A 22,928-nucleotide genomic window follows, 5' to 3' on the forward strand; every position below is an offset into this window, starting at 1 on the left:
GTTGCCGTCGTTAAAGGCCGAGGCCTGTGACCGCGCACAGCCAGATGCACAGGATGTGCACAGTCTGATAGCGAATCCGCAGCCCACCATGGACAAGCGCCACTGTGACCGCATACAGTCCGGGCGACGACCAGGTGCAGGGAAGCTCACTGACGAGCTGGTTCCCGCACCCGTTTCGAACGATGACGATCGAGCGCGGAGGAAGACCCATGTCCCTGAAGTCCCCGCACGCGGCACGCCGCGCGGCGGCCGTCGTGGTGGCCGGCGCGTTGGTGTGCACCGTCGCACCCGCGGCGCGGGCCGCCGACGACGGACCCGTCGAGGCCACCATCACGGTGCCCAAGGTGAGCAACCTGCCCGACGACTTCGCGATGGGCGTCGACGTGTCGACGGTCCTGTCCGAGGAGGAGAGCGGGGTCGTCTACCGCGACGCCGACGGCAAGCCCGCCGATCTGTTCGACGTCCTGAAGTCGGGCGGCGTCAACTACGTCCGCATCCGCGTGTGGAACGACCCCTACGACGCCGACGGCCACGGCTATGGCGGCGGGACCGTGGATGCGGCGCGCGCCCTGGAGATCGGCGAGCGCGCGACGGACGCGGGCATGAAGGTTCTCGTCGACTTCCACTACTCCGACTTCTGGGCCGACCCCGGCAAGCAGACCGCCCCCAAGGCGTGGAAGGGCTACACGGTCGCGCAGACCGCGGACGCCGTGAACGACTACACGGAGCAGACGCTCGACAGCTTCAAGGACGCGGGCGTCGACGTCGGCATGGTCCAGGTGGGCAACGAGACGAACAACGGCGTGGCCGGCGTGACCGGGCTCGACAACATGGCGCAGGTCTTCGAGGCCGGCAGCGAGGCCGTGCGGGACGTGTTCCCGGACGCGCTCGTCGCGATCCACTTCACGAACCCGGACCAGGGCAAGTACGGCCAGGTCGCGGCGGCGATGCAGGCGGACGGTGTCGACTACGACGTGTTCGCGTCGTCGTACTACCCGTACTGGCACGGCACGCTCGCCAACCTGACGCAGCAGCTGAGCAACGTCGCGACGACGTATGGCAAGAAGGTCATGGTCGCCGAGACGTCGTGGATGTACACGTCCGACGACGGTGACGGCTTCTCCAACTCGGTGAGCACCGCCACGCAGTACCCGGTGTCCGTCCAGGGGCAGGCCAGCGAGGTGCGGGACGTGATCCAGGCGGTCGCCGACGTCGGCTCCGCGGGCATCGGCGTCTTCTACTGGGAGCCCGCGTGGATCCCCGTGGGTCCGGCCACCGACCAGGCGGGGAACATCGCCAAGTGGCAGACGTACGGCTCGGGCTGGGCGACGAGCTGGGCGAGCGGCTACGACGAGGGCGCCGAGGGCATCTCCTACGGCGGCTCGGCCTGGGACAACCAGGCGATGTTCGACTTCGACGGCAAGCCGCTCGACTCGCTCAACGTGTTCCGCTACGCCCGCACCGGCTCGGTCGCGCCGCGCGCAGTCACGTCCGTCGAGTCCCCGGACCTCACGTTCCAGGCGGGGACGCCCGTCACCATGCCGGCCACCGTCGCCGTGAGCTTCAACGACGGCTCGGCCGAGCAGCAGCCCACCACGTGGGACGACTCGGTCGAGTGGATCACCGGCCCCGGCACCTACACGATCCCCGGCGTGACGAGCACCGGGCTCTCGGTGACCGCGAAGGTGGCGGTCAAGGCGCACAACTACATCAGCGCGAACGCGAGCTTCGAGTCCGCCTCGACGGATCCGTGGACGGTCACGGGGACGGGCGGCGCGATCGGCGCGACGGCCGACGCGTCCGACGGCGGGCGGGGCTTCTCGTTCTGGCAGGGCAGCGCGTACTCCACGGGCGTGACGCAGACGATCACCGGCCTGACGCCGGGGACGTACACCCTGCTGGCGACGGGCGAGGGCGGCTCGATCGGATCGGGCGACCGGCTCGACCTCGTGGCGACCACGTCGGCCGGGACCACGACCGCACCCTTCAGCCTCACAGGCTGGAAGATCTACGACACGCCGTCGCTGCAGGTCACGGTTCCCGCCGACGGCAGGGTGACGGTGGGCTTCGACGCAGCACTGAGCGCGGGTGCGTGGGGTGTCATCGACGACTTCCGCCTGACCGACCCGACGACGCCCGTCGACACGAGCGCGCTGGCCACCCTGGTCGCCCAGGCGCAGGACGTCGACCGCTCGACCCTGAGCGACGCGGCGAAGGCCCGGCTCGACGACGCGCTGCTGAAGGCAAACGTGGTCCTCGGCGCCACGCCCGCCGACGCGACCGTGCTCGCCCACGCGATCGCCCTGCTCAAGGACGTGCTCGCGCACCTGACCGCCGCCTACCACCCGTCGATCACGGCCGCGGCCGTCGAGACGGGCAAGAAGCTCACGGTCGCCGGCAGCGGGTTCGCGGTCGGTGAGAAGGTCACGGTCACCCTGGGCTCGGCGACGACGACGGCGCAGGCGTCCTGGTCGGGCGCGCTGTCCGCGACGCTCACCGCCCCGGCGACCGCGGGTACGTACCGCGTCTCCGCGACCGGTGCCGTCTCGGCGGTCGCAGCGACCGCGTCGGTGCAGGTCAAGGCGCCGCCGGTGGTCCGCAAGGCCAGCACGACGACCCTGCGTGCGTCGGCTACGCGGACGAGCTATGGCAAGAAGGTGACGCTGAGCGTGACGGTGGCGCCGACGAACGCCACCGGCACGGTCCAGCTCTACGACGGCAAGGCCAAGCTCGGCGGCCCGCTGACCGTCAAGGCCGGCGTCGCGTCGCGGGCGATCAGCACCCTGGGCGCCGGCACGCACCGTCTCACCGCGGTGTACAGCGGCTCGACGAGCTACGTCGGCTCCACGAGCAGCAGCGTGAAGGTGGTCGTCGGCCGCGCCAAGGTCACGTCCGTGACCGTCTCCGGGCCGCGCTTCGCCCGGCACACCCGTCCGGTCGTCACCGTCCGGGTCGGCACGCTCGACAACGGCAGCCGGGCGTCCGGCAAGGTCGCGATCTACGTGGGCGGGAAGAAGGTCACCACCGCGAAGGTCACCTCCTCCACGACGGCGGTGAAGGTGAGGCTCCCGAAGAGGTACGCGAGGTCCATCAAGGTCAAGGCGGTCTTCACCCCCTCGTCGTCGAACGTCGCGCCGCGGTCGTCCTCGACGGTCACCCTGCGCGTCCGCTGAGCATCAAGGGTGGCGGGTCCGTCGGAGCCCGCCACCCGCGCTCGGCCACGAACCCCTCGCCCCGCCGCGGTCGGTCCCCCCTGCCCGACCGCGACGGGGCGAGGTCGTCCCCGGGGTCCCGTCAGAGGTCGCCGACGGTCTCCGCGACGCGGACCTTGCCGTCAACCAGGGCGTACTCGAGCCCGATGATCGCGCAGCGTCCCTCCGCGATGGCGTTGGCCAGAGTCACGGAGTAGCCCTGCAGCATCTGCACCGTGTTCTTGACGTGCTCGTGGCCGAGCGCGGCGGCGTCGACGGTCGCGAGGTCCTGACCGTGGCCGACCATGCCGACGATGCTCGGGATGACCCGGTCGACGACCGCGCGCACGAACCCCGGCGGCATGTCGCCGGTGCTGAGGGCCGACGTCGCGGCGGCGACCGCGCCGCAGGAGTCGTGGCCCAGGACGACGACGAGCGGCGCGCCGAGCACCTCCACGCCGTACTCGATCGACCCGATCACGGTGGTGTCGAGGACGTGACCCGCGGTGCGGACGACGAACAGGTCGCCGAGACCCTGGTCGAAGATGATCTCGGCGGCGACGCGCGAGTCCGAGCAGCCGAACAGCACCGCGAACGGGTGCTGCGCCGACGACAGCTCGGCACGCTTCTCGATGCTCTGCGACGGGTGGTCCATCTCGCCGCGCACGAATCGTTCGTTGCCCTCGCGCAGCGCGGTCCAGGCCTGGGCGGGTGTCAGCTGATGAGGCACGAGCACATCGTCGCAGGTGTCCGCGCGTGGAGCAGGACGTGTCCACCACCTGCCCGGATTGCCCGTTCTGAGTGGCAGGGGGCTGTGGGCCGGTGTACCTATGGAAACGAAGCAAGGACGCCTCGAACTCCGGGAGGACCACGTGCGACGACGCACCCGATCTGCGGCCCTGGCCGTGGCGGTGGGTCTGGTGGTGCCGCTGGCCGCGTGCAGCAGCAGCAGCGGACCACCGACGCTCACCTGGTACATCAACCCCGACAACGGGGGGCAGGTCGAGATCGCCAAGCGGTGCACCGAGGCGGCGAACGGTGCCTACACGATCACGACGGAGACCCTCCCGCGCGATGCCGGCGCCCAGCGCGAGCAGCTCGCGCGCCGGCTGGCGGCCAAGGACTCGTCGATCGACATCATGAGCCTGGACCCGCCGTTCATTCCGGAGCTCGCCGAGCCCGGCTTCCTGGCGCCCATGCCGTCGGACGTCGCGGACACGGTCTCCAAGGACATCGTGCAGGGCGCGATCGACGGGGCGACCTGGAAGGGCAAGCTCGTCACCGTCCCGTTCTGGGCCAACACCCAGCTCCTCTGGTACCGCAAGTCCGTGGCCCAGAAGGCGGGCCTGGACCCGTCCAAGAACCCGGTCACCTGGAAGCAGCTGATGGATGCGGCCGCCGACCAGGACAAGTACCTGGGTGTCCAGGGCACCAAGGCGGAGTCGCTCACGGTGTGGATCAACGCGCTGGTCGAGTCGGCCGGCGGACACATCCTGGAGAACCCCGAGGCGTCCGCCGACGACCTAAAGCTCGGACTCGAGTCCGACGCGGGCAAGGACGCGGCGGACATCATCGGGACCATCGGCAAGAAGGGCCTAGGGGGTCCGGGCCTGCCGACCGCCGACGAGAACGCGACGCTGACGGTGTTCCAGGGGGACAAGGGCTCGTTCATGGTCAACTGGCCGTTCGTCTGGTCGGCCAGCCAGGGCGCGGTCAAGGACGGCACGCTCGACCAGTCGTTCCTCGACGACATCGGCTGGGCCCTGTACCCGGAGGTGACCGAGGGCACCGAGTCGAAGCCGCCGTACGGCGGGATCAACCTCGGGGTCGGCGCCTTCAGCAACCACGTCGCGATGGCCTACCAGGCCACCGAGTGCATCGTGAAGCCGGAGAACCAGGCGTACTACTTCGCCACCAACGGCAACCCGCCGGCCAGCACCGCCGCGTACGACGACCCCGAGGTCAAGAAGGCGTTCCCGATGGCGGACGTCATCCGGGAGTCGCTGGAGAAGGCGGCGCCGCGGCCCCAGACGCCGTACTACAACGAGGTCTCCGTCGGGCTGCAGCAGACGTGGCACCCGCCGGCATCGGTCGATCCGGACACGACGCCACAGAAGTCGACCGACTTCATCACCGCCGTCCTGCGAGGGGAGAAGCTGCTATGAGCGCGGACGTGGCGACGCAGGCGCCGGCGCGCGCGCCCAAGAAGGCGCGCAGCGACCGGGCGCGGTCCGAGGCCCGGCTCGGGTGGTGGCTGGCGGGACCAGCGTTCGTCGTCATGCTCGCCGTCACCATCTACCCGATCCTGCAGGCCCTGTACGACTCGTTGTTCAACTACCGCCTGACGGCGCCGGACGACAAGGCGTTCATCGGGTTGAACAACTACAAGGTGGTGCTCACGGACTCGCTCTTCTGGCAGTCCCTGTGGGTCACCACGCTGATCATGATCGTCTCGGTGGTCGTCGAGCTGTTGCTCGGCTTCGCGCTCGCGCTGGTCATGCACCGGGCCATCACGTCCCTGCGGGGTCTGCTCCGGACCGCCATCCTCGTTCCGTACGGGATCATCACGGTGGTCAGCGCGTTCGCGTGGTTCTACGCGTTCGACATCAACTCGGGCTTCATCAACCACTGGTTCGACTGGGTGCCGGGCATCGATCCGAACCTCAACTGGTTCGCGCACCAGGGCACGTCGCTGTCCGTCATCATCGCCTCCGAGATCTGGAAGACGACGCCCTTCATCTCGCTGCTGCTGCTGGCCGGCCTGTCCCAGGTGCCGACGGAGCTCGAGGAGGCCGCCGAGGTGGACGGCGCCACCTGGGGGCAGCGGCTGCGGCGCGTGGTCCTGCCCAACATGAAGGCGGCGATCATGGTCGCCGTCCTGTTCCGAGCGCTCGACGCGTTCCGGATCTTCGACAACGTCTACATCATGACCAACGGCGCCAACAACACGAACGTGCTCTCGCTGCTCGCGTACAACACGTCGATCAACCGCCTGGAGATCGGCCTCGGCTCGGCGATCTCCGTGATCCTGTTCCTCTGCGTCATCCTCATCTGCTTCATCGCGATCAAGCTCTTCAAGGTCGATCTGGCCAGCGCGAGGGGGGAGGGCTGATGCGCACGATGACGCCCAAGCTCCGCATCTGGTGGGGCGTGATCACGGTCCTGGTGCTCGTCTACGCGCTGTTCCCCGTGTTCTCGATCATCGCGACGTCGTTCAAGCTGCCCAGCCAGCTGAACCTGGGCCAGTTCCTGCCCAAGACCTGGACGTGGAGCAACTACGAGCAGATCCTGACCGGCTCCGCGAAGGACCTGTTCCTGCCGGCACTGCGCAACTCGATCGGGATCTCGCTGATCGCCACCGCCATCGCCGTCGTGCTGGCGACCCTTGCTGCCTACGCCATCGCCCGCCTGGACTTCCCGGGCAAGCGACTGATCCTCACCACCGCGCTCGGGGTGTCGATCTTCCCGGTCGTCTCGATCGTGACGCCGCTGTTCAACCTGTGGCGCAACATCGGCCTGTACGACACGTGGCTCGGCCTGATCATCCCGTACCTGTCGCTCACGCTGCCGATCTCCATCTGGACGCTGGCCGCGTTCTTCCGCCAGATCCCGTGGGAGCTCGAGCAGGCGGCTCAGGTGGACGGCGCGACGGCGTGGCAGGCGTTCCGCAAGGCGATCGTGCCGCTCGCGGCGCCTGGCGTGTTCACCACCGCGCTCATCGCGTTCTTCATCGCGTGGAACGACTTCGTGTACGGCATCTCGCTGACGTCCACGTCGGCCGCCCGGCCCGTGCCCGCCGCGCTGGCGTTCTTCACCGGGGCCTCGCAGTTCGAGGAGCCGACGGGTGCCATCTCCGCCGCCGCGGTCATCGTGACGGTCCCCGTCGTGATCCTCGTCCTGCTCTTCCAACGCCAGATCGTGTCCGGCCTGACCCAGGGCGCCGTCAAGGGCTGACCCCCTCTTCCAAGGAGAGAAATCGATGGCTGCCATCACCCTCAAGGACATCCGCAAGACCTACGGCGACGGCTTCCTGGCCGTGAAGGGCGTCAGCCTGGACATCGCGGACGGGGAGTTCGTGATCCTCGTCGGGCCGTCCGGCTGCGGGAAGTCGACGCTGCTGCGCATGATCGTCGGGCTCGAGGACATCACGTCGGGCGAGCTGAGGATCGGCGACAAGGTCGTCAACGACAAGGCACCCCGTGACCGTCACCTGGCCATGGTGTTCCAGAACTACGCCCTCTACCCCCACCTGACGGTCTTCGAGAACATCGCGTTCCCGTTGCGGCTGCAGAAGGGCAAGTTCACCGAGGAGCAGGTGCGCGAGAAGGTCGAGTTCGCGGCCAACACCCTCGAGCTGCAGGACCACCTGCAGCGCAAGCCCGCCAACCTGTCGGGTGGCCAGCGTCAGCGGGTCGCGATGGGTCGGGCGATCGTGCGTGAGGCCAACGCGTTCCTGTTCGACGAGCCGCTGTCCAACCTGGACGCGAAGCTGCGCGGCCAGATGCGCACCGAGATCGCGCGCATGCAGCGGCGGCTGGGCACGACGACGGTCTACGTGACCCACGACCAGACCGAGGCCATGACGCTCGGCGACCGGGTGGCGGTGCTCCGCAAGGGGGAGCTCCAGCAGGTGGCATCCCCGCGTGGCCTCTACGAGCAGCCGGTCAACCTGTTCGTCGCGGGGTTCATCGGCTCGCCGCCCATGAACTTCCTGCCCGGCGAGGTCGACGGCGACACCCTGCACCTCCCGGTGGCGGACGTGCCGATCTCGCCGGAGCTGAAGGAAAAGCTGGGGGACCGCAAGCTCGTCATCGTCGGGCTACGCCCGGAGCACTTCGAGGACGCGTCGCTGACCAAGGACTCGCGGGAGGGCGTCGTCGCCTTCGACGTCAACGTCGACGTCACCGAGTGGCTCGGCTCCGACCTGTACGCCTACATCCCGTTCGAGACGCACGCCGACGTGGCCTCCAAGCTCGAGGAGCTGGACCGCGACCTCGACGGGGAGGGCATGCGCACGCAGATGGTCGTCGCGCTCGACTCCGAGTCGCGCGTGCGTGACGGTGACCAGGCGTCACTGTGGTTCGACCCGGCCAAGATGATGGTGTTCGACCCCGAGGGCGGCGAGAACCTGACCTACGACGCCGGGAAGGTGCGCGAGGTCGACCAGCAGAACGAGCAGGACCGCAAGGCGTCGATCCAGCGTGCCCAGGAGCGGGAGGCCGCGAAGGCGAGCTGAGCGCTACTCGCCGGTCGGCTCACGAACGGCGGCCAGGCGCTCGCGGGCGCCGTCGAGCCACTGCTGGCAGCGTGCCGCCAGGGCCTCGCCGCGCTCCCACAGCGCGAGGGAGTCCTCGAGCGGCGCGGAGCCCGCCTCCAGGCGGGCGACCACCTGGACGAGCTCGTCGCGCGCTTGCTCGTAGCTGAGGGCGGCGACGTCCGCGTTCGCGTCGTCAGGGGTGGCGGGAGACTTCGGCATGCGCCCATCCAACCAGCCGCTGCCGACACCGGCGTCTTCCCGGCCCGGGGGCGGAGGCGAGCCGGGCCGGGGCGTGGCGCTTGCGGTTCCGCGCGTCAGCCTGCGACGTCGGCGGCGAGCTCGCCGGCGGCCACGCGGATCCGCAGCCGGTCGCCCGTGGTCGCCTCGGCGGGGTCGCGGAGCACGTGTCCGTCGGGACGCTGCACCACGGCGTAGCCGCGGTCGAGGGTCGCGGCGGGGGACAGGGCGCGGACCTGGGCGGCGAGCCCGACGATCTCCGCGCGGCCGTGGCGCAGGGCGGCGTCCAGCGATCGGCGGGCGTTGTCGCGCAGCACGTGCAGGCGGTGCTCGAGCTGGTCGACGAGCGTGGTGGGTGCGGCCAGCGCGGGGCGGCTGCGGATGGCGTCGAGCCCCGCCTGCTCACGGTCGAGGCGGGCGCGGATGGCGGCCCGGGAGCGGCTCCGGGCCTGGACCAGGCGCGCGCGCTCCTCGGCGACGTCGGGCACGATCCGCTTGGCGGCGTCGGTCGGGGTCGATGCGCGGAAGTCCGCGACCAGGTCCAGCAGCGGGCTGTCGAGGTGGTGGCCGATGGCGCTGACCAGCGGCGTCCGGCACGCCGCCGCGGCCCGGACGAGCGTCTCGTTGCTGAAGGGCAGCAGGTCCTCGAACGAGCCGCCGCCGCGGGCGACGACGATGACGTCCACCCGCGGGTCGGCGTCCAGCTCGGCGATCGCGGCACCCACCTCGGGCACCGCGCGAGGCCCTTGGACGGTGACGCGGCGGATCTCGAACTGGGCTGCGGCCCAGCGAGCGCGGGCGTTGGAGACCACGTCGTGCTCGGCGTCGCCCTGCTGCGCCACTACGAGACCGATCACGCCGGGCAGGAACGGAAGCGGCTTCTTGCGGCGGTCGTCGAACAGCCCCTCCTGCCCGAGCACGCCCTTGAGGTGCTCGATGCGGGCCAGCAGCTCGCCCAGCCCGACCAGGCGCACGTCGTCGGCGCTGAAGCTCAGCGTGCCCTTCTTGGCGTGGAACTGCGGCCGGGCGTGGATGACGATGTGCGAGCCGTCCTGCAGCTGCTCGGCCAGCTTGCCGATCGCGCCCACCGAGGCCGTCACCGACAGCGACATGTCGAGGTCCGTGTCCCGCAGCGTCAGGAACCACAGGTTGTTCCACCGCTTGAAGTTGAGGATCTGCCCCTCGACCCACACGGGCGGCATGCGCGCGATGTAGTCGGCGATCTTCGGGGCCAGGTGTCGGACGGGCCACGGCCGGTCCGGGGTCGTCTCGCCGGCCTTGAGGGGCAGCGGCAGACGCGCGCCCGTCGTCGGACCCGTGCCCTCGCTCGTCGCCGCCTCCTGCATGCTCACCCGCCCAGCCTGCACCATCCCACCGACACCGCCCGCCCCGCATCCCTCTCGCCCAGGTGTGTCTTCTGGTCGGTAGTCGGGTTGCCCTCGAGGTAGTCGGTTGCAACCGACTTCCTCGAGGGAGGTCGACGATCGGAACGGTGAACCGACTACCTCATCGGGATCGGGCTGTGTGCGTTCCGCGCAGGTCCGGGTCGGGCGGGGTGGACGTCGCCGGGCAGTGGCCGACGACACCCGGCAGCGAGCCGGTCCCGAACTAGACTCGAGCCGTGACATCCGCCCCGACGTTCGCCCCCGACGCCGCCGACGAGACGGCAACCGACCAGGCAGCCGACCTAGTCGCCGCCTCGGTCGCACCGACCAAGCGCGTGCTGCTCGCTGCGCCGCGCGGGTACTGCGCCGGCGTCGACCGCGCGGTCGTGGCCGTCGAGAAGGCGCTCGAGCACTACGGCGCCCCGGTGTACGTGCGCAAGGAGATCGTGCACAACAAGTACGTCGTGGAGACGCTGGCCGCGCGCGGAGCCGTTTTCGTCAACGAGACCGACGAGGTCCCCGAAGGCGCTCGTGTCGTGTTCTCCGCCCACGGTGTCTCTCCCGCGGTCCACGAGGCCGCCGCGGCTCGCTCGCTTCAGACGATCGACGCGACCTGCCCCCTGGTCACCAAGGTGCACAAGGAGGCCGTGCGGTTCGCGGACGAGGACTTCGACATCCTGCTCATCGGGCACGAGGGCCACGAGGAGGTCGAGGGCACATACGGCGAGGCGCCGGACCGCATCCAGGTGGTGAACTCGCCCGAGGCCGTCGACGACGTCGTGGTGCGCGACCCCGACAAGCTGGTGTGGATCTCGCAGACCACGCTCTCGGTCGACGAGACGATGGAGACCGTGCGCCGCCTGCGCGAGCGGTTCCCGAACCTGCAGGACCCGCCGTCCGACGACATCTGCTACGCCACCCAGAACCGGCAGGTGGCGGTCAAGAAGATCGCCCCGCAGTGCGACGTCGTGATCACGGTCGGTTCGGCCAACTCGTCGAACTCGGTGCGCCTGGTCGAGGTCGCGCTGGAGGCCGGTGCGCGCTCGTCCTACCGGATCGACACCGCCGCGGAGATCGACCCGGCGTGGTTCGCGGGTGCGGCGACCGTCGGTGTCACGTCCGGCGCGTCCGTGCCCGAGATCCTGGTCCGCGACGTCCTCGACTCGCTCGCAGCGCTCGGCTTCGGTCAGGTCGACGAGGTCCGCACCGCGACCGAGGACCTCATGTTCTCGCTGCCACGCGAGCTGCGTGCCGACCTCAAGGCGGCCGGCAACCCGGTGGCCCGCCCGACTCGCCAGAACCGCCGCTCGCTGAACATCACCCCCGCCTGACATCCCTCACTGGGCGGGGCGCTCCGCCGTCGGATCGGTGTCCGCGTCGGCCAGGGACTGCTCGGCGGCCCAGGCGCGTTCGTCGCGGAGGGTGCGGCCGTCCAGGTCGACGAGGAGCTCGTCGGCCGATGCGACCAGCTCCGGGGCGCTGACCGTGGACAGGCGCGGGTTGGCCGGGACGGGGGCATCGAGGTCGCCGTCGACGACGCCGAGGTCGGCGAAGCGGCGCGCGCTGACCAGCACGCGCGTCTCGAGCGACGCGACGGTCTTGTTGTAGGCGTCGGCGGCGGCGTCGATCGACCGGCCGAGGCGGGCCACGTGAGACCCGAGCGTCGCCAGCCGCCCGTGCAGCTCCTTGCCGAGCGTCAGCACGGCCTGCGCGTTCGCGGCCAGGGCGTCCTGCCGCCACGCGTAGGCGATGGTCCGGAGCAGCGCGAGCAGTGTGACGGGGGTCGCCAGGACCACGTCCTTCTCGAACGCGTACTCGATGATCGCGGGATCCTGCTCGACCGCGGCGTGCAGGAACGACTCCGCCGGCACGAACATCACGACGAACTCGGGGGCGGGCTCGAACTGGTTCCAGTACTTCTTGGCGGCCAGGTCGTCGATGTGCTTGCGCATGTGCCGCGCGTGGGCGGCCAACCGGTCGGCGCGGACGTCGTCGTCCGTCGTCGTGCTGGCCTCGAGGAAGCCCAGGAACGCGACCTTGGCGTCGACCACCACCTGCTTGCCGCCGGCGAGCCGCACCACCATGTCCGGGCGCAGCGCACCGTCGTCGGTGCGGACGTGGTTCTGCTCGACGAAGTCGACGTGTGCGAGCATCCCCGCCGCCTCGACCACGCGGCGCAGCTGCAGCTCTCCCCAGCGTCCGCGCACCTGCGACGAGCGCAGGGCGGTCGCCAGCTGGGCGGTCTCGCCGCGCAGCTGCTCCGACGCGGCGCGCATCGCGCGGACCTGCTCGCCCAGCGCAGCATTGCCCTCGAGCCGGGCGCGCTCCGCAGTCCCCAGCTCGGCACGGACCTGCTCGAGCGTCTGGGCGAGCGGCTCGACGAGCCGCCGCACCGCCTGCTCCCGCTGCGCCAGCTCGCCGACCTGCGTCTGGTGGTCGGCCGCGAAGCGCTGTGAGGCGAGCGCCAGGAACTGGTCGGTGCTGGTCGCCAGCGCCTCGGCCGCGAGCGACCGGAACTGGTGGGCCAGCTTGTCCTCGTCGGAAGGCGCCGTCGCCTCCCGCTCCCGGGCGGCGGTCAGCAGCGCGTCGGCCCGCGCTGCCTCCACCTGCGCCCGGCGCACGCGCGCGTCCGACCGCCGCGCCGCCGCCGACCACGCGAGCGCGCCCGCCACCAGCGCTCCGACCAGCAGCCCGACCACCACACCCGGCACGAATCCGTCCATGCCCGCAGCGAACCACGCACCACCGACACGACCTTCGGTCAGGGGAAGCGTGTCGGCGATCACACCTATGCTGACGCGATGCCCGACGAGAGCGCTGCCGCCAGTCCGCCAGCCCTGCGCCTGCAGGGCCTGTGGCGCCGGTTCGGGCCCAAGATCGCCGTGGCGGGCATCGACCTGGTGGTCCCGACGGGCTCGTTCTACGGTCTCGTGGGCCCCAACGGAGCGGGCAAGACGACCACGCTGTCCATGGCCACGGGGCTGCTCCAGCCCGACGCGGGCACGGTCCTGGTGCACGGTCAGGACCTGTGGCAGCGGCCGGCCGACGTCAAGCGGCTGCTCGGCGTGCTGCCCGACGGCGTCAAGCTCTTCGACCGGCTCACGGGTGCGCAGCTCGTCACGTACGCGGGCCTGCTGCACGGCCTCGACCGCGACACGGTGAACGCCCGCACCGCCGACCTGATCGCGGCCATGGCCCTCGAAGCCGACGCTCGCTCGCTCGTCGTCGACTACTCCGCGGGCATGACCAAGAAGATCGCGCTGGCCTGCGCGCTCGTCCACGCACCGCGCGTCCTGGTGCTCGACGAGCCGTTCGAGGCCGTCGACCCGGTCTCCGCCGCCAACATCCGCGACATCCTCGCGTCGTACGTGGCCAGCGGCGGCACGGTCGTCGTGTCCTCGCACGTCATGGACCTGGTGCAGCGCATGTGCGACCACGTCGCCGTCATCGCGGGCGGGCACGTGCTGGCGGCGGGCACGGTCGACGAGGTGCGCGGCGACGCCAGCCTCGAGGACCGGTTCGTGGAGCTCGTCGGCGGTCGGGTCAGCGGGGGAGGGCTCGCATGGTTGCGCACCTCCTCCGACTGAAGCTCCAGCTCGTCGCGAACGGGCTCAAGCGCTCGGTGTGGCAGGTGGTCGGGCTCGTCGTCGGCGCGCTCTACGGGCTCATGGTGGCGCTGCTGGTCGTGGCCGGGATGATCGCGCTGAGCGTGAGCGACGAGGAGCTGCGCCGGCCGGTCACGGTCATCGTCGGCACCGTGCTCGTGGCGGCCTGGTGGTTCGTCCCGCTGGTCGCGTTCGGGGTGGACTCGACGCTGGAACCGGCGCGCTTCGTGACGTTCGCGGTGCCGCGGCGCACCCTGCTCGTCGGCCTGGCGCTCGCGGGCGTGATCGGGATCCCGGGCGCCATGAGTGCGCTGTCCGCGCTGTCCATCGGTGCGGTCTGGTGGCACGACCCGCTCGCGCTGGTCGTCGGGCTGGGTGCGTCCGTGGTGGGGCTCGCGCTCGCGGTGGTCGGGTCGCGCGCGACGACGACCGTCGCGCTGCCGCTCATCGGGCGCAGGCGCGTGCGCGAGGCGATGGCGGTCCTCGCGTTCGTCCCGCTGGTGCTGGTGGGCCCGTTGCTCGGTGGCTTCTCGTCTGGCTTCACGGCGGACACCGACGCGTTGCGCCGGGTCGGCGACGTGCTGGCCTGGACGCCGTTCGGTGCGCCGTGGGCGGTCGGCGCCGACGTCGCCGCGCGCGACTGGCTCCTCGCCGGCGCGCACCTCGGCATCGCGCTCGGCACGCTCGCGCTCGCGGCGTGGGTGTGGGCCGCGGCCCTGGGCCGGGCCCTGGTCAACCCGCCGCACCAGGAGGCGCCCAGCAAGCAGCGCGGCCTGGGCTGGTTCGACCGTCTGCCCGCGACGCCCGTGGGCGCGGTGAGCGCCCGCTGCCTGACCTACTGGATACGCGACCCGCGCTACGCGATGGCCGTCGCCGTGGTGCCAGTCGTCCCGATCGTCCTGTGGGTCATGGACCGCGACGGCGGCGCGTTGATCCTGGCGGGACCCATCGCGGCGTTCCTGCTGGGCTGGTCGGTCTCGGCAGACGTCGCGTACGACGGCACGGCGTTCTGGACACACGTCGCGGCACCACTCGACGGCCGCGTGGACCGGTGGGGGCGGGTCCTGGCGGCGGGCTGTCTCGCGGTCCCGGTGGTCGTGGTCTTCGTCGTGGGCTCGGCGCTGCTGACGGATCGCCCGACGACGATCGTCCCGCTGCTCGGCGCGGCCCTGGGCCTGCTCCTGACGGGGTTCGGGCTGGCGAGCGTCGTGTCGGCGTACGTCGTCTACCCCGTGCAGCAGCCGGGCGACAGCCCGTTCCAGACCCGGCAGGGCGCTTCGTCGGCCGCGTTGGTCTCCCAGCTGGGCGGATGGGCGGTGCTCGCGGTCGCGACGCTGCCGGAGACCGTGCTCGCCGTCGTCGCGGTGCGCGGCGGCTCGGCGCTCGTCGGACTCGTGACGCTCGTCGTCGGGCTGGCCCTGGGCGTGACGGCGCTGCTGCTGGGCGTGCGCTACGGCGGGCGCGTCCTGGAGAAGAACGCGCCGGTGCTGCTCCAGCGGATCATGGCGTTCACGTGAGTGGGGCCTGGATCCGCCCGTAGACTCGTCTCCCGTGGCACTCACCATCGGCATCGTCGGCCTGCCCAACGTCGGCAAGTCCACCCTCTTCAACGCCCTGACCCGCGCGCAGGTGCTCGCGGCGAACTACCCGTTCGCCACGATCGAGCCCAACGTCGGCGTCGTCCCGCTGCCCGACCCGCGCCTGCAGGTGCTCGCCGACCTGTTCGGCTCCGAGCGCATCCTGCCCGCGACGGTGTCCTTCGTGGACATCGCGGGCATCGTGAAGGGCGCGTCGGAGGGTGAGGGCCTGGGCAACAAGTTCCTCGCCAACATCCGCGAGGCCGACGCGATCTGCCAGGTGACGCGCGTGTTCGCCGACCCCGACGTGGTGCACGTCAGCGGCGCGGTCAACCCCAAGGACGACATCGAGATCATCGCCACCGAGCTGATCCTCGCCGACCTGCAGACCCTCGAGAAGGCGGTCCCGCGCCTGGAGAAGGAGGTGCGCGGCAAGAAGGCCGACGCGGCGCTCCTGGCTGCGGCGCAGGAGGCGCAGGCCGTGCTCGAGTCCGGCCAGACGCTGTTCGCCGGCGGCGGCAAGATCGACGCCGAGCAGCTGGCCCAGCTCCAGCTCATGACGGCCAAGCCGTTCATCTACGTCTTCAACACCGACGACGCCGGCCTGGCCGACACCGCGATGCAGGACGAGCTGCGCGCGCTCGTCGCCCCGGCGGACGCCATCTTCCTGGACGCCAAGTTCGAGTCCGAGCTCGTCGAGCTCGAGCCCGACGAGGCCCGCGAGATGCTCGCCGAGAACGGCCAGGACGAGGCCGGCCTCGACCAGCTGGCCCGCGCCGGCTACCACACGCTCGGCCTGCAGTCCTACCTCACGGCCGGCCCCAAGGAGTCCCGCGCCTGGACCATCCACCAGGGCTGGACGGCCCCGCAGGCGGCGGGTGTCATCCACACGGACTTCCAGAAGGGCTTCATCAAGGCGGAGGTCATCTCGTTCGACGACCTCGTCGAGGCCGGCTCCGTCGCCGCCGCCCGCGCCGCCGGCAAGGCCCGCATCGAGGGCAAGGACTACGTCATGGCCGACGGCGACGTGGTGGAGTTCCGCTTCAACGTCTGACGCGTGCGGTCACCATGGCGCGGCGCCTGATGTTCGTCCAGCTGAAGACGGGCTTCGACATCGATCGAGGACCGTCGTGGATCGGCTGGGTGGACTTCAACAAGTCGTGGAAGACAGCGCGGTTCCACGGACGCGAACTTCGACGGTTCCAGCGCTTCGACGCCAACTTCTACGACATCGCGACCGATGAGACGTTCTGGTTGTCGGGCCCGAAGCGTGATCGGAAGGACCTCCGGTACGGGCCGGGCGCCCCGGTCGTCGACGACGATGCGAAGGGCGCCTACGAGGCGTTCCTCGAAAGCGCGCCGCTTCCGGGGCGCGAGGACGGCTGAGCTTCGAGGGCGCCCGCGAACGTCAGCACTCCCCTCAGTCCTCCGCCAGTCTGAGGCTCGTACCCATGCGGACGACCATCCAGCGATGATCGGTGGCCGCCCAGGTGTTCCCGCGGTGAGGAGCTTCTGCGGCCCAGGCGCACGCAAGCGGCAGCCAGTGCTGGGCCAGCTCGTCGGCGATGGCGGCACGTACCGACGACGGAACCCCACTCCACCGCATGAGGAGCCGGTCGGTCGGTGGTGCTCCCCGGTAGACGTCGAGACGTGACGGTCGCGCATCGCCGACCCAGTACACGTCGAAGATCAGCGCGCCGCCGTCGTCGTCGAACGGACGCGGCGGTGGGGGTCCGAAAGACAGGGAGCCGATCGTCGCGCCTGCCCGTCGGAGCTCATCCTGGATGACGTCGCGCCCGACGGCGTAGGTCAGCCCAAGAGGGAGCCGCGCCCGGCTGTAGTCCGACCATGGCGCCTCGTCGATCACGGATAGACGATATCGAAGCCCGAACGGGCGAATGGCGTGACTGGCGTCCGACTGTTGTGGGCGTCGACGACGCAGCGCGTCGTCAGGTAGGTAACGCCTAGCGTTATTGACGCAGCGCGTTCTATCCTCCGGTAGTGATCAGGTCGTTCGGGAGCAAGGACACCGAACGGCTGTGGCGTAGAGAACGTGTGCACTCGATCGATCCGCGAATCCATCGAGTCGCGCTGCGCAAGCTTCGCCAGGTCGGCTCCGCGGAGGTGCTCGACGACCTCCGAGTGCCACCGGGGAACCGGCTCGAGGCGCTCAAGGGTGACCGGGCCGGGCAGCACAGCATCAGGATCAACGACCAGTGGCGGATCTGCTTCGTGTGGACCGACGCCGGTCCGGAGGAGGTGGAGATCGTTGACTACCACTGAGAGGCTCGCGCCCATCCACCCCGGTGAGGTGCTTATGGAGGACTTCATCGAGGGCCTCGGGATCACGCAGCACAAGGTGGCGGTGTCGATCGGCGTGCCGCCGCGTCGGATCAACGAGATCGTGCACGGCAAGCGCGCGATCACGGCCGACACGGCGCTGCGGCTCGCACGATACTTCGGCACGTCGGCGCAGTTCTGGCTCAACCTCCAGACGCACTACGACCTCGATCGCGCCGAGGACCGTGCAGCCGGACAGATCGCCGCGATCGTCCCGCTGCAGGTGGCGTGAGCACGAACGGCCTCGTCGAGGAGGGCGCACGCAGTGCCTTGACGAGCGCCTACAACGGCGCAACCCTCCGCCGGGTCGACTTCTCTCGGGCGGCGTTGGCGTCCGTGGCCGGGCCGAGGCTGCTGCGGCTCGACCGCTGCACGTTCGCGGGGGCGGACCTTCGTCACGCCACCCTCGACGGTTGGCGCTTCAAGCTGTGCGACCTGACCGGCGCGAACCTCAGGGGGGCGTCCCTGCGCGGGGCGTCGTTCGCCGGGTGCGACCTGACGGGGGCGGACCTGCGCGACACGGATCTGACCGACGTGTGGTTCGGCTCCGTGGGCGTCCGCCGTGGCGCGACCGCCACGCGTCTCGACGGCGTCCTGTGCGACGCCGGCGTGAGCCTCGAGCTGTCGTAGCCGTCGTCAGGCGTACCGGGCAACCACCCCGGGTGGGGTGGCGCGGCGCCACCCGCCGCCGTTCGACGATCAGCACACCCGTCGAACCAGGAGGCAAGCCATGAGCGCAGAACCGTCCTACCGCCCCGACCGCTCCGCCCGCCGCACCGCCGCGGAGTCCGCGGCCATCATCGCCGGCGTGTTCCTGCTGATGTCCTCGGCGATGGACGTGCTGCAGGGCATCTCCGCGCTCGCGAAGGACGAGCTGTACGCGGTCGCGAACGGCTACGTCTACGCGTTCGACCTGACCACCTGGGGATGGATCCACCTGATCCTGGGCGTGATCGGGGTGCTGGTGGCGATCGGCATCCTCATGCAGCAGTCATGGGCCTACGCCGTGGGCCTGTTCATCGCCGGCCTGGCAGTGCTGACCAACTTCGCGTTCCTGCCCTATTACCCGTTGTGGTCGCTGGTCGTCATCGGCTTCAACGTCTTCGTCATCTGGGCTCTGATCCAGCTCCTGCGCACCGACCCCCGCTGACCGCGCCCTTTGCCACTGGAGGTACATCGTGAACAACCTCGGAGACGTCATCCTCGCGATGATGTGGTTCTTCCTCTTCTTCATCTGGATCTGGCTGCTCATCACGGTCTTCGCGGACATCTTCCGCAGCGACGACATGGGTGGCTGGGCCAAGGCGCTGTGGACGATCTTCGTGATCGTGCTGCCGTACCTCGGGGTGCTCATCTACCTGATCGCGCGCGGGCGGAAGATGGGGGAGCACGCAGCCCGCGAGGCCCGGCGCCGCGACGAGCAGATGCGCTCCTACGTGCAGAGCGTCGCCGGCTCGTCGGGTGGGACCAGCACAGCAGCCGAGATCAAGGGGCTCGCCGAGCTGCGCGACAGCGGTGTGCTGAGCGAGGAGGAGTTCGCGCAGGCGAAGGCCAAGCTGCTGGCAGCCTGAGCGGTCGGACGGACGAAGCGGCCCCCTCGTCGCCACGACGAGGGGGCCGCTCGCTGCGTCTCGCAGCGGTGGCGTCAACCGGCCAGCAGCTTGGCCTTCTGCGCGTCGAACTCCGCCTGCGTCAAGATGCCCTGGTCGCGCAACGTCCCCAGCTTCTGCAGCTGCTCGATCAGCGCGTCGGACGAGACCGCAGCGGGTGCGGGCGGGGGCGGGGCGTAGGTCGGCTGTGCGTACGTCGGCTGCTGTTGCTGCTGGTAGTAGTCGTGCTCGACCTGCTGCTGGCCCTCCGCGGCCCAGCGTCCGGCCTGGCGTCGGGAGACGCGGTTCGATACCGCTGTCGCGGTCCCGGCGACGACGGCCGTCCTGGCCATTCCTCCGATGAGTCCCATGGTCGTCCTTCCTCTCAGGCTTCCGCTGCTTCGAGCGCGTCCAGCGCGGCGATGACGTCCTCCGCCGGGATGCGTCCGCTGGCGACGACCTCGGCGCCGGCGTTCCGCATCGCGGTGACGAACGGGCCGGCCCAGGTGTTCTCGTAGACGAGCAGGGCGACGGCGTCACCCGGTTCGGTGAGCGCCGCGGCCTGCTCGATGTCGTCGTCGTCGAGAAGCCCGGACCGCACGCCCTCGAAGTAGGTGAGGTCGAGCTCGCCGTCGCCGTCGAGGTCGGCCAGCTCGAGCACCGAGGCCCCGCCGCCGTCGGTCACGACGACCACGAGGTCCAGGATCTTGATGATCCCGCGGTCGACGAGGTCGATCAGGGCGCGCAGGCCGTTCCCGTCGAGCTTCGCTCCCGGCAGCTCGACTGCGAGATAGTCGATGGGTCCTACGTCTTGCTGAGGCATCGGTCCTCCTCCAGGGTTGGTCCGCGATGAGGTCTGGCCAGGACACGGTCACATCCGGGCGGGTGGTCGCGCCCCACCCCGGCAGGGGTGAGGTGCGACCACCCTCCGGGCGGCGACGATCGGCGAGGAAGCCCTGATGCCTACCTCGCGGGAGTGCCGGATGGCCGACGACGACAGCCACACCCAGGTCGCGACGCGTGCGCGCGGGTTCGACCCGGTCGCGGCGAGCGCCGCCGACGTCGCCGCCGACCTGGACGTGGATCTCGCCCAGGGCCTCACGTCGGCGGAGGCTCAGGCACGCCTCGCGACGCACGGCGCCAACGAGCTCGCGGGCGGCAAGGCGGAGCCGGGCTGGCACGCCTGGTTGCGCCAGTACCAGGACTTCATGCAGCTGGTGCTGCTGGGCGCCGCGCTGGTCAACCAGCTCGTCACGGGTGACACGGGAACGACGGTCGTGCTGGCGGGCCTGACCGTGTTCAACGCGGTGATCGGCCTGCGGCAGGAGGCGAAGGCCGAGGAGAGCGTCAAGGCGCTCTCGCAGATGATGCGCACCGTCGCGCGGGTGCGCAGGGACGGTCAGGCCGTCGAGATCGACGCGTCGCAGCTGGTGCCCGGCGACGTCGTGCTCGTCGAGGCAGGGAACCGGGTCCCCGCGGACGCCCGCATCACGCTCGCGGCGACGCTCGAGATCGAGGAGGCGGCCCTGACGGGCGAGAGCCTGCCGGTCGCGAAGACGTCCGAGCCCGTCACCGGCACGGACGTGCCGCTCGGGGACCGCATCTGCATGGCGTACATGAACACCTCCGTGACGCGCGGCCGCGGCGAGATGGTCGTCACGGCGACCGGCATGGGCACCGAGATCGGGCACATCGCCGACATGCTCGCCCACACCGAGGCCAGCAAGACGCCCCTGCAGCGGCAGCTCGACTCCCTGTCCAAGATCATCGCGAGCATCGCGGCGGTCGCGCTCGTGGTCGTCGTGCTGCTGGGCCTCGCGCAGGGGCAGTCGTTCGACACCCTGTTCGTCACGGGCGTCGCGCTCGCGGTCGCGGCCATCCCGACGGGCCTGCCGGCCGTCGTCACCGCGCTGCTGTCGATGGGCACCCGCGAGATCGCGCGGCGGCACGCCATCGTCAAGCGCCTGCCGGCGGTGGAGACGCTCGGCTCGACGTCCGCGATCTGCTCGGACAAGACCGGCACGCTGACCCTCAACAAGATGACCGCGCGCGAGCTCGTGATCCCCGGCCAGCACCGGTTCACGGTCTCGGGCGAGGGGTACAGCACGGTCGGGGCGATCAGCCACGTCGGCGGCCTGAACGTCGACCTGGACCCCTACCTGCTGCCGATGGTGCTGTGCGCGGACGCGGTCCTGGACGGCGAGAGCCTGATCGGCGACCCGACGGAGGGCGCGCTCATCGTCCTCGGCGCCAAGGGCGGCCTCGACATCGCGCAGACGCGGGCCGCGCTGCCGCGCGTGGCGGAGGTCCCGTTCGACTCGGAGTACAAGTTCATGGCCACGTTCCACGAGATGACGGCCGACGACGGCCGCCCCGTGGTCCGCTGCTACGTCAAGGGCGCACCCGACGTCCTCGTCGCGCGGGCGACGACGCTGCGCAACCCCGACGGCACGCTGACGCCGATCACCGACGACAACCGCCGGCTGGCGCTCGACGCGAACGACGCGATCGCCAACGCGGGCGAGCGGGTCATGGTCGTCGCGCAGCGTGACCTCGAGCCCGGGACGGTGCACGCCGACGCCGACCTGATCGGCGTGGTGCAGGACCTCACGCTGCTGGCGATGGTGGGCATCGTCGACCCGCCGCGCCCCGAGGCCCGGGACGCCATCGCCCAGTGCCGCGAGGCCGGCATCCGCGTGCGGATGATCACGGGTGACCACGCCACGACGGCGGCCGCGATCGCCACCGAGCTCGGCATCGAGGGACGCGCGGTCACGGGTGCCCAGTTCGCGGCGATGGACGACGAGGAGCTGACGCGGGAGATCGACGACATCGGGGTGATCGCGCGCGTCGCACCCGAGGACAAGGTCCGCCTGGTCCGCATCCTCAAGGAGAAGTCGAACATCGTCGCCATGACGGGCGACGGCGTGAACGACGCGCCGGCGCTCAAGACCGCCGACATCGGTGTCGCGATGGGCATCACCGGGACGGAGGTCTCCAAGGAGGCGGCCGTCATGATCCTCACCGACGACAACTTCGCGACCATCGTCGGCGCCGTCTCCTACGGCCGCACGCTCTACGACAACCTGCTCAAGTACCTGCGCTTCCAGATGTCCACGCTCGTGGCGTACATCGCGATCTTCATCGGCGCGGGCATCTTCGGGATCGCAGCGGGTGCACCGCTCAACCCGCTGCAGATCCTGTGGGTCAACATGGTCATCGACATCCCGCTGGCGGTCGCGCTGGGCTTCGACCAACCGGCGAAGGGCCTGATGGCCCGGCCGCCGCGGCCGGTGTCCGACCCCGTGCTGTCGCGCAGCAACTGGGTGCGCCTGTGCGTGCAGGGGTTCGTGATGACGGTGGGCTCGCTGGTCGCCTACCAGATCGGCGACCACCAGGGCGAGGCGATCCTGGCATCGACCATGCTGCTCACGACTCTGTCCGTCTTCCACCTGGCGGGCGCGCTGCTGTCGCGCGACCAGCGCGGGTCGATCTTCGACCGCGACGCGATCCCGGGCCGGCTCCAGCTGCGGCGCTACGGCATCGCACTGCTCGCGATCGTCGCGATCACCGCGCTCGACTTCCTCGAGCGGATCTTCGGGACCACCGGGATGACGTTCACGCAGTGGAGCATCTGCGTGGGCATCGCCGCCTCGCTGGTGGTCGTCGAGGAGCTGATCAAGCTGTTCGTCCGCAGGTCGGACCGCGTTCCGTCCGACGCAGTACCCGCATGACCCGGAAAGCACG

General features: G+C 70.5%; 23 protein-coding genes. 16 read left to right on the forward strand and 7 right to left on the reverse strand.

What is annotated here, in order from left to right:
* The first annotated feature begins 209 nt into the window (after positions 1 to 209).
* The gene (locus tag IC607_RS11940; protein WP_191787576.1) at positions 210 to 3,173 is read left to right on the forward strand and encodes a glycosyl hydrolase 53 family protein; all 2,964 of its coding nucleotides are present in this window, start codon (positions 210 to 212) and stop codon (positions 3,171 to 3,173) included.
* Between the two features lie 121 nt (positions 3,174 to 3,294).
* Here the strand turns inward: IC607_RS11940 and IC607_RS11945 are convergent, their stop codons facing one another.
* Positions 3,295 to 3,921: a carbonic anhydrase gene (locus IC607_RS11945; RefSeq protein WP_370526169.1), complete on the reverse strand. Its 627-nt coding sequence runs from the start codon at positions 3,919 to 3,921 to the stop codon at positions 3,295 to 3,297.
* 142 nt (positions 3,922 to 4,063) lie between these two features.
* Between IC607_RS11945 and IC607_RS11950 the strand changes: the two genes are divergently transcribed.
* From IC607_RS11950 to IC607_RS11965, 4 genes are read left to right on the forward strand one after another with little or no spacing between them, the layout of a single operon-like run.
* The gene (locus IC607_RS11950) at positions 4,064 to 5,356 is read left to right on the forward strand and encodes an extracellular solute-binding protein (RefSeq protein ID WP_370526170.1); all 1,293 of its coding nucleotides are present in this window, start codon (positions 4,064 to 4,066) and stop codon (positions 5,354 to 5,356) included.
* On the forward strand, positions 5,353 to 6,303 hold the full coding sequence (locus IC607_RS11955) for a carbohydrate ABC transporter permease (protein WP_191787578.1): 951 nt from the start codon (positions 5,353 to 5,355) through the stop codon (positions 6,301 to 6,303). Before IC607_RS11950 ends, IC607_RS11955 begins: the two co-directional genes overlap by 4 nt.
* On the forward strand, positions 6,303 to 7,145 hold the full coding sequence (locus IC607_RS11960; protein ID WP_191787579.1) for a carbohydrate ABC transporter permease: 843 nt from the start codon (positions 6,303 to 6,305) through the stop codon (positions 7,143 to 7,145). Before IC607_RS11955 ends, IC607_RS11960 begins: the two co-directional genes overlap by 1 nt.
* Before the next feature lie 25 nt (positions 7,146 to 7,170).
* A complete protein-coding gene (locus IC607_RS11965) occupies positions 7,171 to 8,427 on the forward strand; it encodes an ABC transporter ATP-binding protein (protein ID WP_191787580.1) in 1,257 nt (418 codons plus the stop codon).
* Positions 8,428 to 8,430: 3 nt separating this feature from the next.
* On the opposite strand, the gene IC607_RS11970 is transcribed toward IC607_RS11965, so the two are convergent.
* A complete protein-coding gene (locus IC607_RS11970; protein ID WP_191787581.1) occupies positions 8,431 to 8,667 on the reverse strand; it encodes an exodeoxyribonuclease VII small subunit in 237 nt (78 codons plus the stop codon).
* Positions 8,668 to 8,762: 95 nt separating this feature from the next.
* Positions 8,763 to 10,031: an exodeoxyribonuclease VII large subunit gene (gene xseA / locus IC607_RS11975; RefSeq protein WP_191787787.1), complete on the reverse strand. Its 1,269-nt coding sequence runs from the start codon at positions 10,029 to 10,031 to the stop codon at positions 8,763 to 8,765.
* 275 nt (positions 10,032 to 10,306) lie between these two features.
* Here xseA and IC607_RS11980 point away from each other — a divergent pair, with 275 nt between their 5' ends.
* Positions 10,307 to 11,401, forward strand: coding sequence for a 4-hydroxy-3-methylbut-2-enyl diphosphate reductase (locus tag IC607_RS11980; RefSeq protein ID WP_191787582.1), 1,095 nt, complete (start codon positions 10,307 to 10,309; stop codon positions 11,399 to 11,401).
* Between the two features lie 6 nt (positions 11,402 to 11,407).
* On the opposite strand, the gene IC607_RS11985 is transcribed toward IC607_RS11980, so the two are convergent.
* Entirely contained in the window at positions 11,408 to 12,793 is a 1,386-nt protein-coding gene (locus IC607_RS11985) for a DNA recombination protein RmuC (protein WP_191787583.1), read from the reverse strand.
* A gap of 78 nt (positions 12,794 to 12,871) precedes the next feature.
* Between IC607_RS11985 and IC607_RS11990 the strand changes: the two genes are divergently transcribed.
* Genes IC607_RS11990 through IC607_RS12005 form a run of 4 tightly spaced genes read left to right on the forward strand, consistent with a single transcriptional unit; the run spans position 12,872 to position 16,638 of the window.
* Positions 12,872 to 13,657, forward strand: coding sequence for an ABC transporter ATP-binding protein (locus tag IC607_RS11990; protein WP_191787584.1), 786 nt, complete (start codon positions 12,872 to 12,874; stop codon positions 13,655 to 13,657).
* The gene (locus IC607_RS11995) at positions 13,633 to 15,192 is read left to right on the forward strand and encodes a hypothetical protein (RefSeq protein WP_191787585.1); all 1,560 of its coding nucleotides are present in this window, start codon (positions 13,633 to 13,635) and stop codon (positions 15,190 to 15,192) included. Before IC607_RS11990 ends, IC607_RS11995 begins: the two co-directional genes overlap by 25 nt.
* 34 nt (positions 15,193 to 15,226) lie before the next feature.
* On the forward strand, positions 15,227 to 16,306 hold the full coding sequence (ychF, locus tag IC607_RS12000; protein ID WP_191787586.1) for a redox-regulated ATPase YchF: 1,080 nt from the start codon (positions 15,227 to 15,229) through the stop codon (positions 16,304 to 16,306).
* A gap of 14 nt (positions 16,307 to 16,320) precedes the next feature.
* Positions 16,321 to 16,638, forward strand: a complete 318-nt coding sequence (locus tag IC607_RS12005; protein WP_191787587.1) for a hypothetical protein — start codon at positions 16,321 to 16,323, stop codon at positions 16,636 to 16,638.
* Between the two features lie 34 nt (positions 16,639 to 16,672).
* Here IC607_RS12005 and IC607_RS12010 read toward each other — a convergent pair whose 3' ends face one another.
* A complete protein-coding gene (locus IC607_RS12010) occupies positions 16,673 to 17,119 on the reverse strand; it encodes a hypothetical protein (protein ID WP_191787588.1) in 447 nt (148 codons plus the stop codon).
* Between the two features lie 134 nt (positions 17,120 to 17,253).
* Between IC607_RS12010 and IC607_RS12015 the strand changes: the two genes are divergently transcribed.
* The 5 genes from IC607_RS12015 (at position 17,254) to IC607_RS12035 (ending at position 19,163) form a co-directional block, all read left to right on the forward strand.
* Positions 17,254 to 17,535 carry a type II toxin-antitoxin system RelE/ParE family toxin gene (locus IC607_RS12015; protein WP_191787589.1) on the forward strand — a complete coding sequence of 94 codons (282 nt, stop codon included), beginning with the start codon at positions 17,254 to 17,256 and terminating at the stop codon, positions 17,533 to 17,535.
* Positions 17,522 to 17,824 (forward strand): HigA family addiction module antitoxin, encoded by a 303-nt coding sequence (locus IC607_RS12020; protein WP_191787590.1) that lies wholly within the window; start codon positions 17,522 to 17,524, stop codon positions 17,822 to 17,824. The genes IC607_RS12015 and IC607_RS12020 overlap by 14 nt, the downstream gene beginning before the upstream one ends.
* The gene (locus IC607_RS12025; protein ID WP_370526173.1) at positions 17,821 to 18,222 is read left to right on the forward strand and encodes a pentapeptide repeat-containing protein; all 402 of its coding nucleotides are present in this window, start codon (positions 17,821 to 17,823) and stop codon (positions 18,220 to 18,222) included. Before IC607_RS12020 ends, IC607_RS12025 begins: the two co-directional genes overlap by 4 nt.
* 100 nt (positions 18,223 to 18,322) lie before the next feature.
* On the forward strand, positions 18,323 to 18,742 hold the full coding sequence (locus IC607_RS12030; RefSeq protein ID WP_191787591.1) for a hypothetical protein: 420 nt from the start codon (positions 18,323 to 18,325) through the stop codon (positions 18,740 to 18,742).
* A gap of 28 nt (positions 18,743 to 18,770) precedes the next feature.
* Positions 18,771 to 19,163: an SHOCT domain-containing protein gene (locus tag IC607_RS12035; protein ID WP_370526174.1), complete on the forward strand. Its 393-nt coding sequence runs from the start codon at positions 18,771 to 18,773 to the stop codon at positions 19,161 to 19,163.
* Between the two features lie 74 nt (positions 19,164 to 19,237).
* On the opposite strand, the gene IC607_RS12040 is transcribed toward IC607_RS12035, so the two are convergent.
* Entirely contained in the window at positions 19,238 to 19,552 is a 315-nt protein-coding gene (locus tag IC607_RS12040) for an SHOCT domain-containing protein (RefSeq protein ID WP_191787592.1), read from the reverse strand.
* Positions 19,553 to 19,566: 14 nt separating this feature from the next.
* Positions 19,567 to 20,004: a DUF6325 family protein gene (locus IC607_RS12045; RefSeq protein ID WP_191787593.1), complete on the reverse strand. Its 438-nt coding sequence runs from the start codon at positions 20,002 to 20,004 to the stop codon at positions 19,567 to 19,569.
* A gap of 136 nt (positions 20,005 to 20,140) precedes the next feature.
* Between IC607_RS12045 and IC607_RS12050 the strand changes: the two genes are divergently transcribed.
* Positions 20,141 to 22,915, forward strand: coding sequence for an HAD-IC family P-type ATPase (locus IC607_RS12050; protein WP_225224831.1), 2,775 nt, complete (start codon positions 20,141 to 20,143; stop codon positions 22,913 to 22,915).
* The last annotated feature ends 13 nt before the right edge of the window (positions 22,916 to 22,928 follow it).

The sequence above is a fragment of the Cellulomonas sp. JH27-2 genome, assembly GCF_014837175.1.
Classification (GTDB): domain Bacteria; phylum Actinomycetota; class Actinomycetes; order Actinomycetales; family Cellulomonadaceae; genus Cellulomonas.

Bases quoted from the DNA above. Each gene is read 5' to 3' on its own strand.
- IC607_RS11940 (WP_191787576.1), top strand. From the start codon at position 210: ATGTCCCTGAAGTCCCCGCACGCGGCACGCCGCGCGGCGGCCGTCGTG.
- IC607_RS11955 (WP_191787578.1), top strand. From the start codon at position 5,353: ATGAGCGCGGACGTGGCGACGCAGGCGCCGGCGCGCGCGCCCAAGAAG.
- IC607_RS11960 (WP_191787579.1), top strand. From the start codon at position 6,303: ATGCGCACGATGACGCCCAAGCTCCGCATCTGGTGGGGCGTGATCACG.
- IC607_RS11965 (WP_191787580.1), top strand. From the start codon at position 7,171: ATGGCTGCCATCACCCTCAAGGACATCCGCAAGACCTACGGCGACGGC.
- IC607_RS11970 (WP_191787581.1), bottom strand. From the start codon at position 8,667: ATGCCGAAGTCTCCCGCCACCCCTGACGACGCGAACGCGGACGTCGCC.
- xseA (WP_191787787.1), bottom strand. From the start codon at position 10,031: ATGCAGGAGGCGGCGACGAGCGAGGGCACGGGTCCGACGACGGGCGCG.
- IC607_RS11985 (WP_191787583.1), bottom strand. From the start codon at position 12,793: ATGGACGGATTCGTGCCGGGTGTGGTGGTCGGGCTGCTGGTCGGAGCG.
- IC607_RS11990 (WP_191787584.1), top strand. From the start codon at position 12,872: ATGCCCGACGAGAGCGCTGCCGCCAGTCCGCCAGCCCTGCGCCTGCAG.
- IC607_RS11995 (WP_191787585.1), top strand. From the start codon at position 13,633: ATGGTTGCGCACCTCCTCCGACTGAAGCTCCAGCTCGTCGCGAACGGG.
- IC607_RS12005 (WP_191787587.1), top strand. From the start codon at position 16,321: ATGGCGCGGCGCCTGATGTTCGTCCAGCTGAAGACGGGCTTCGACATC.
- IC607_RS12030 (WP_191787591.1), top strand. From the start codon at position 18,323: ATGAGCGCAGAACCGTCCTACCGCCCCGACCGCTCCGCCCGCCGCACC.
- IC607_RS12040 (WP_191787592.1), bottom strand. From the start codon at position 19,552: ATGGGACTCATCGGAGGAATGGCCAGGACGGCCGTCGTCGCCGGGACC.
- IC607_RS12045 (WP_191787593.1), bottom strand. From the start codon at position 20,004: ATGCCTCAGCAAGACGTAGGACCCATCGACTATCTCGCAGTCGAGCTG.
- IC607_RS12050 (WP_225224831.1), top strand. From the start codon at position 20,141: ATGCCTACCTCGCGGGAGTGCCGGATGGCCGACGACGACAGCCACACC.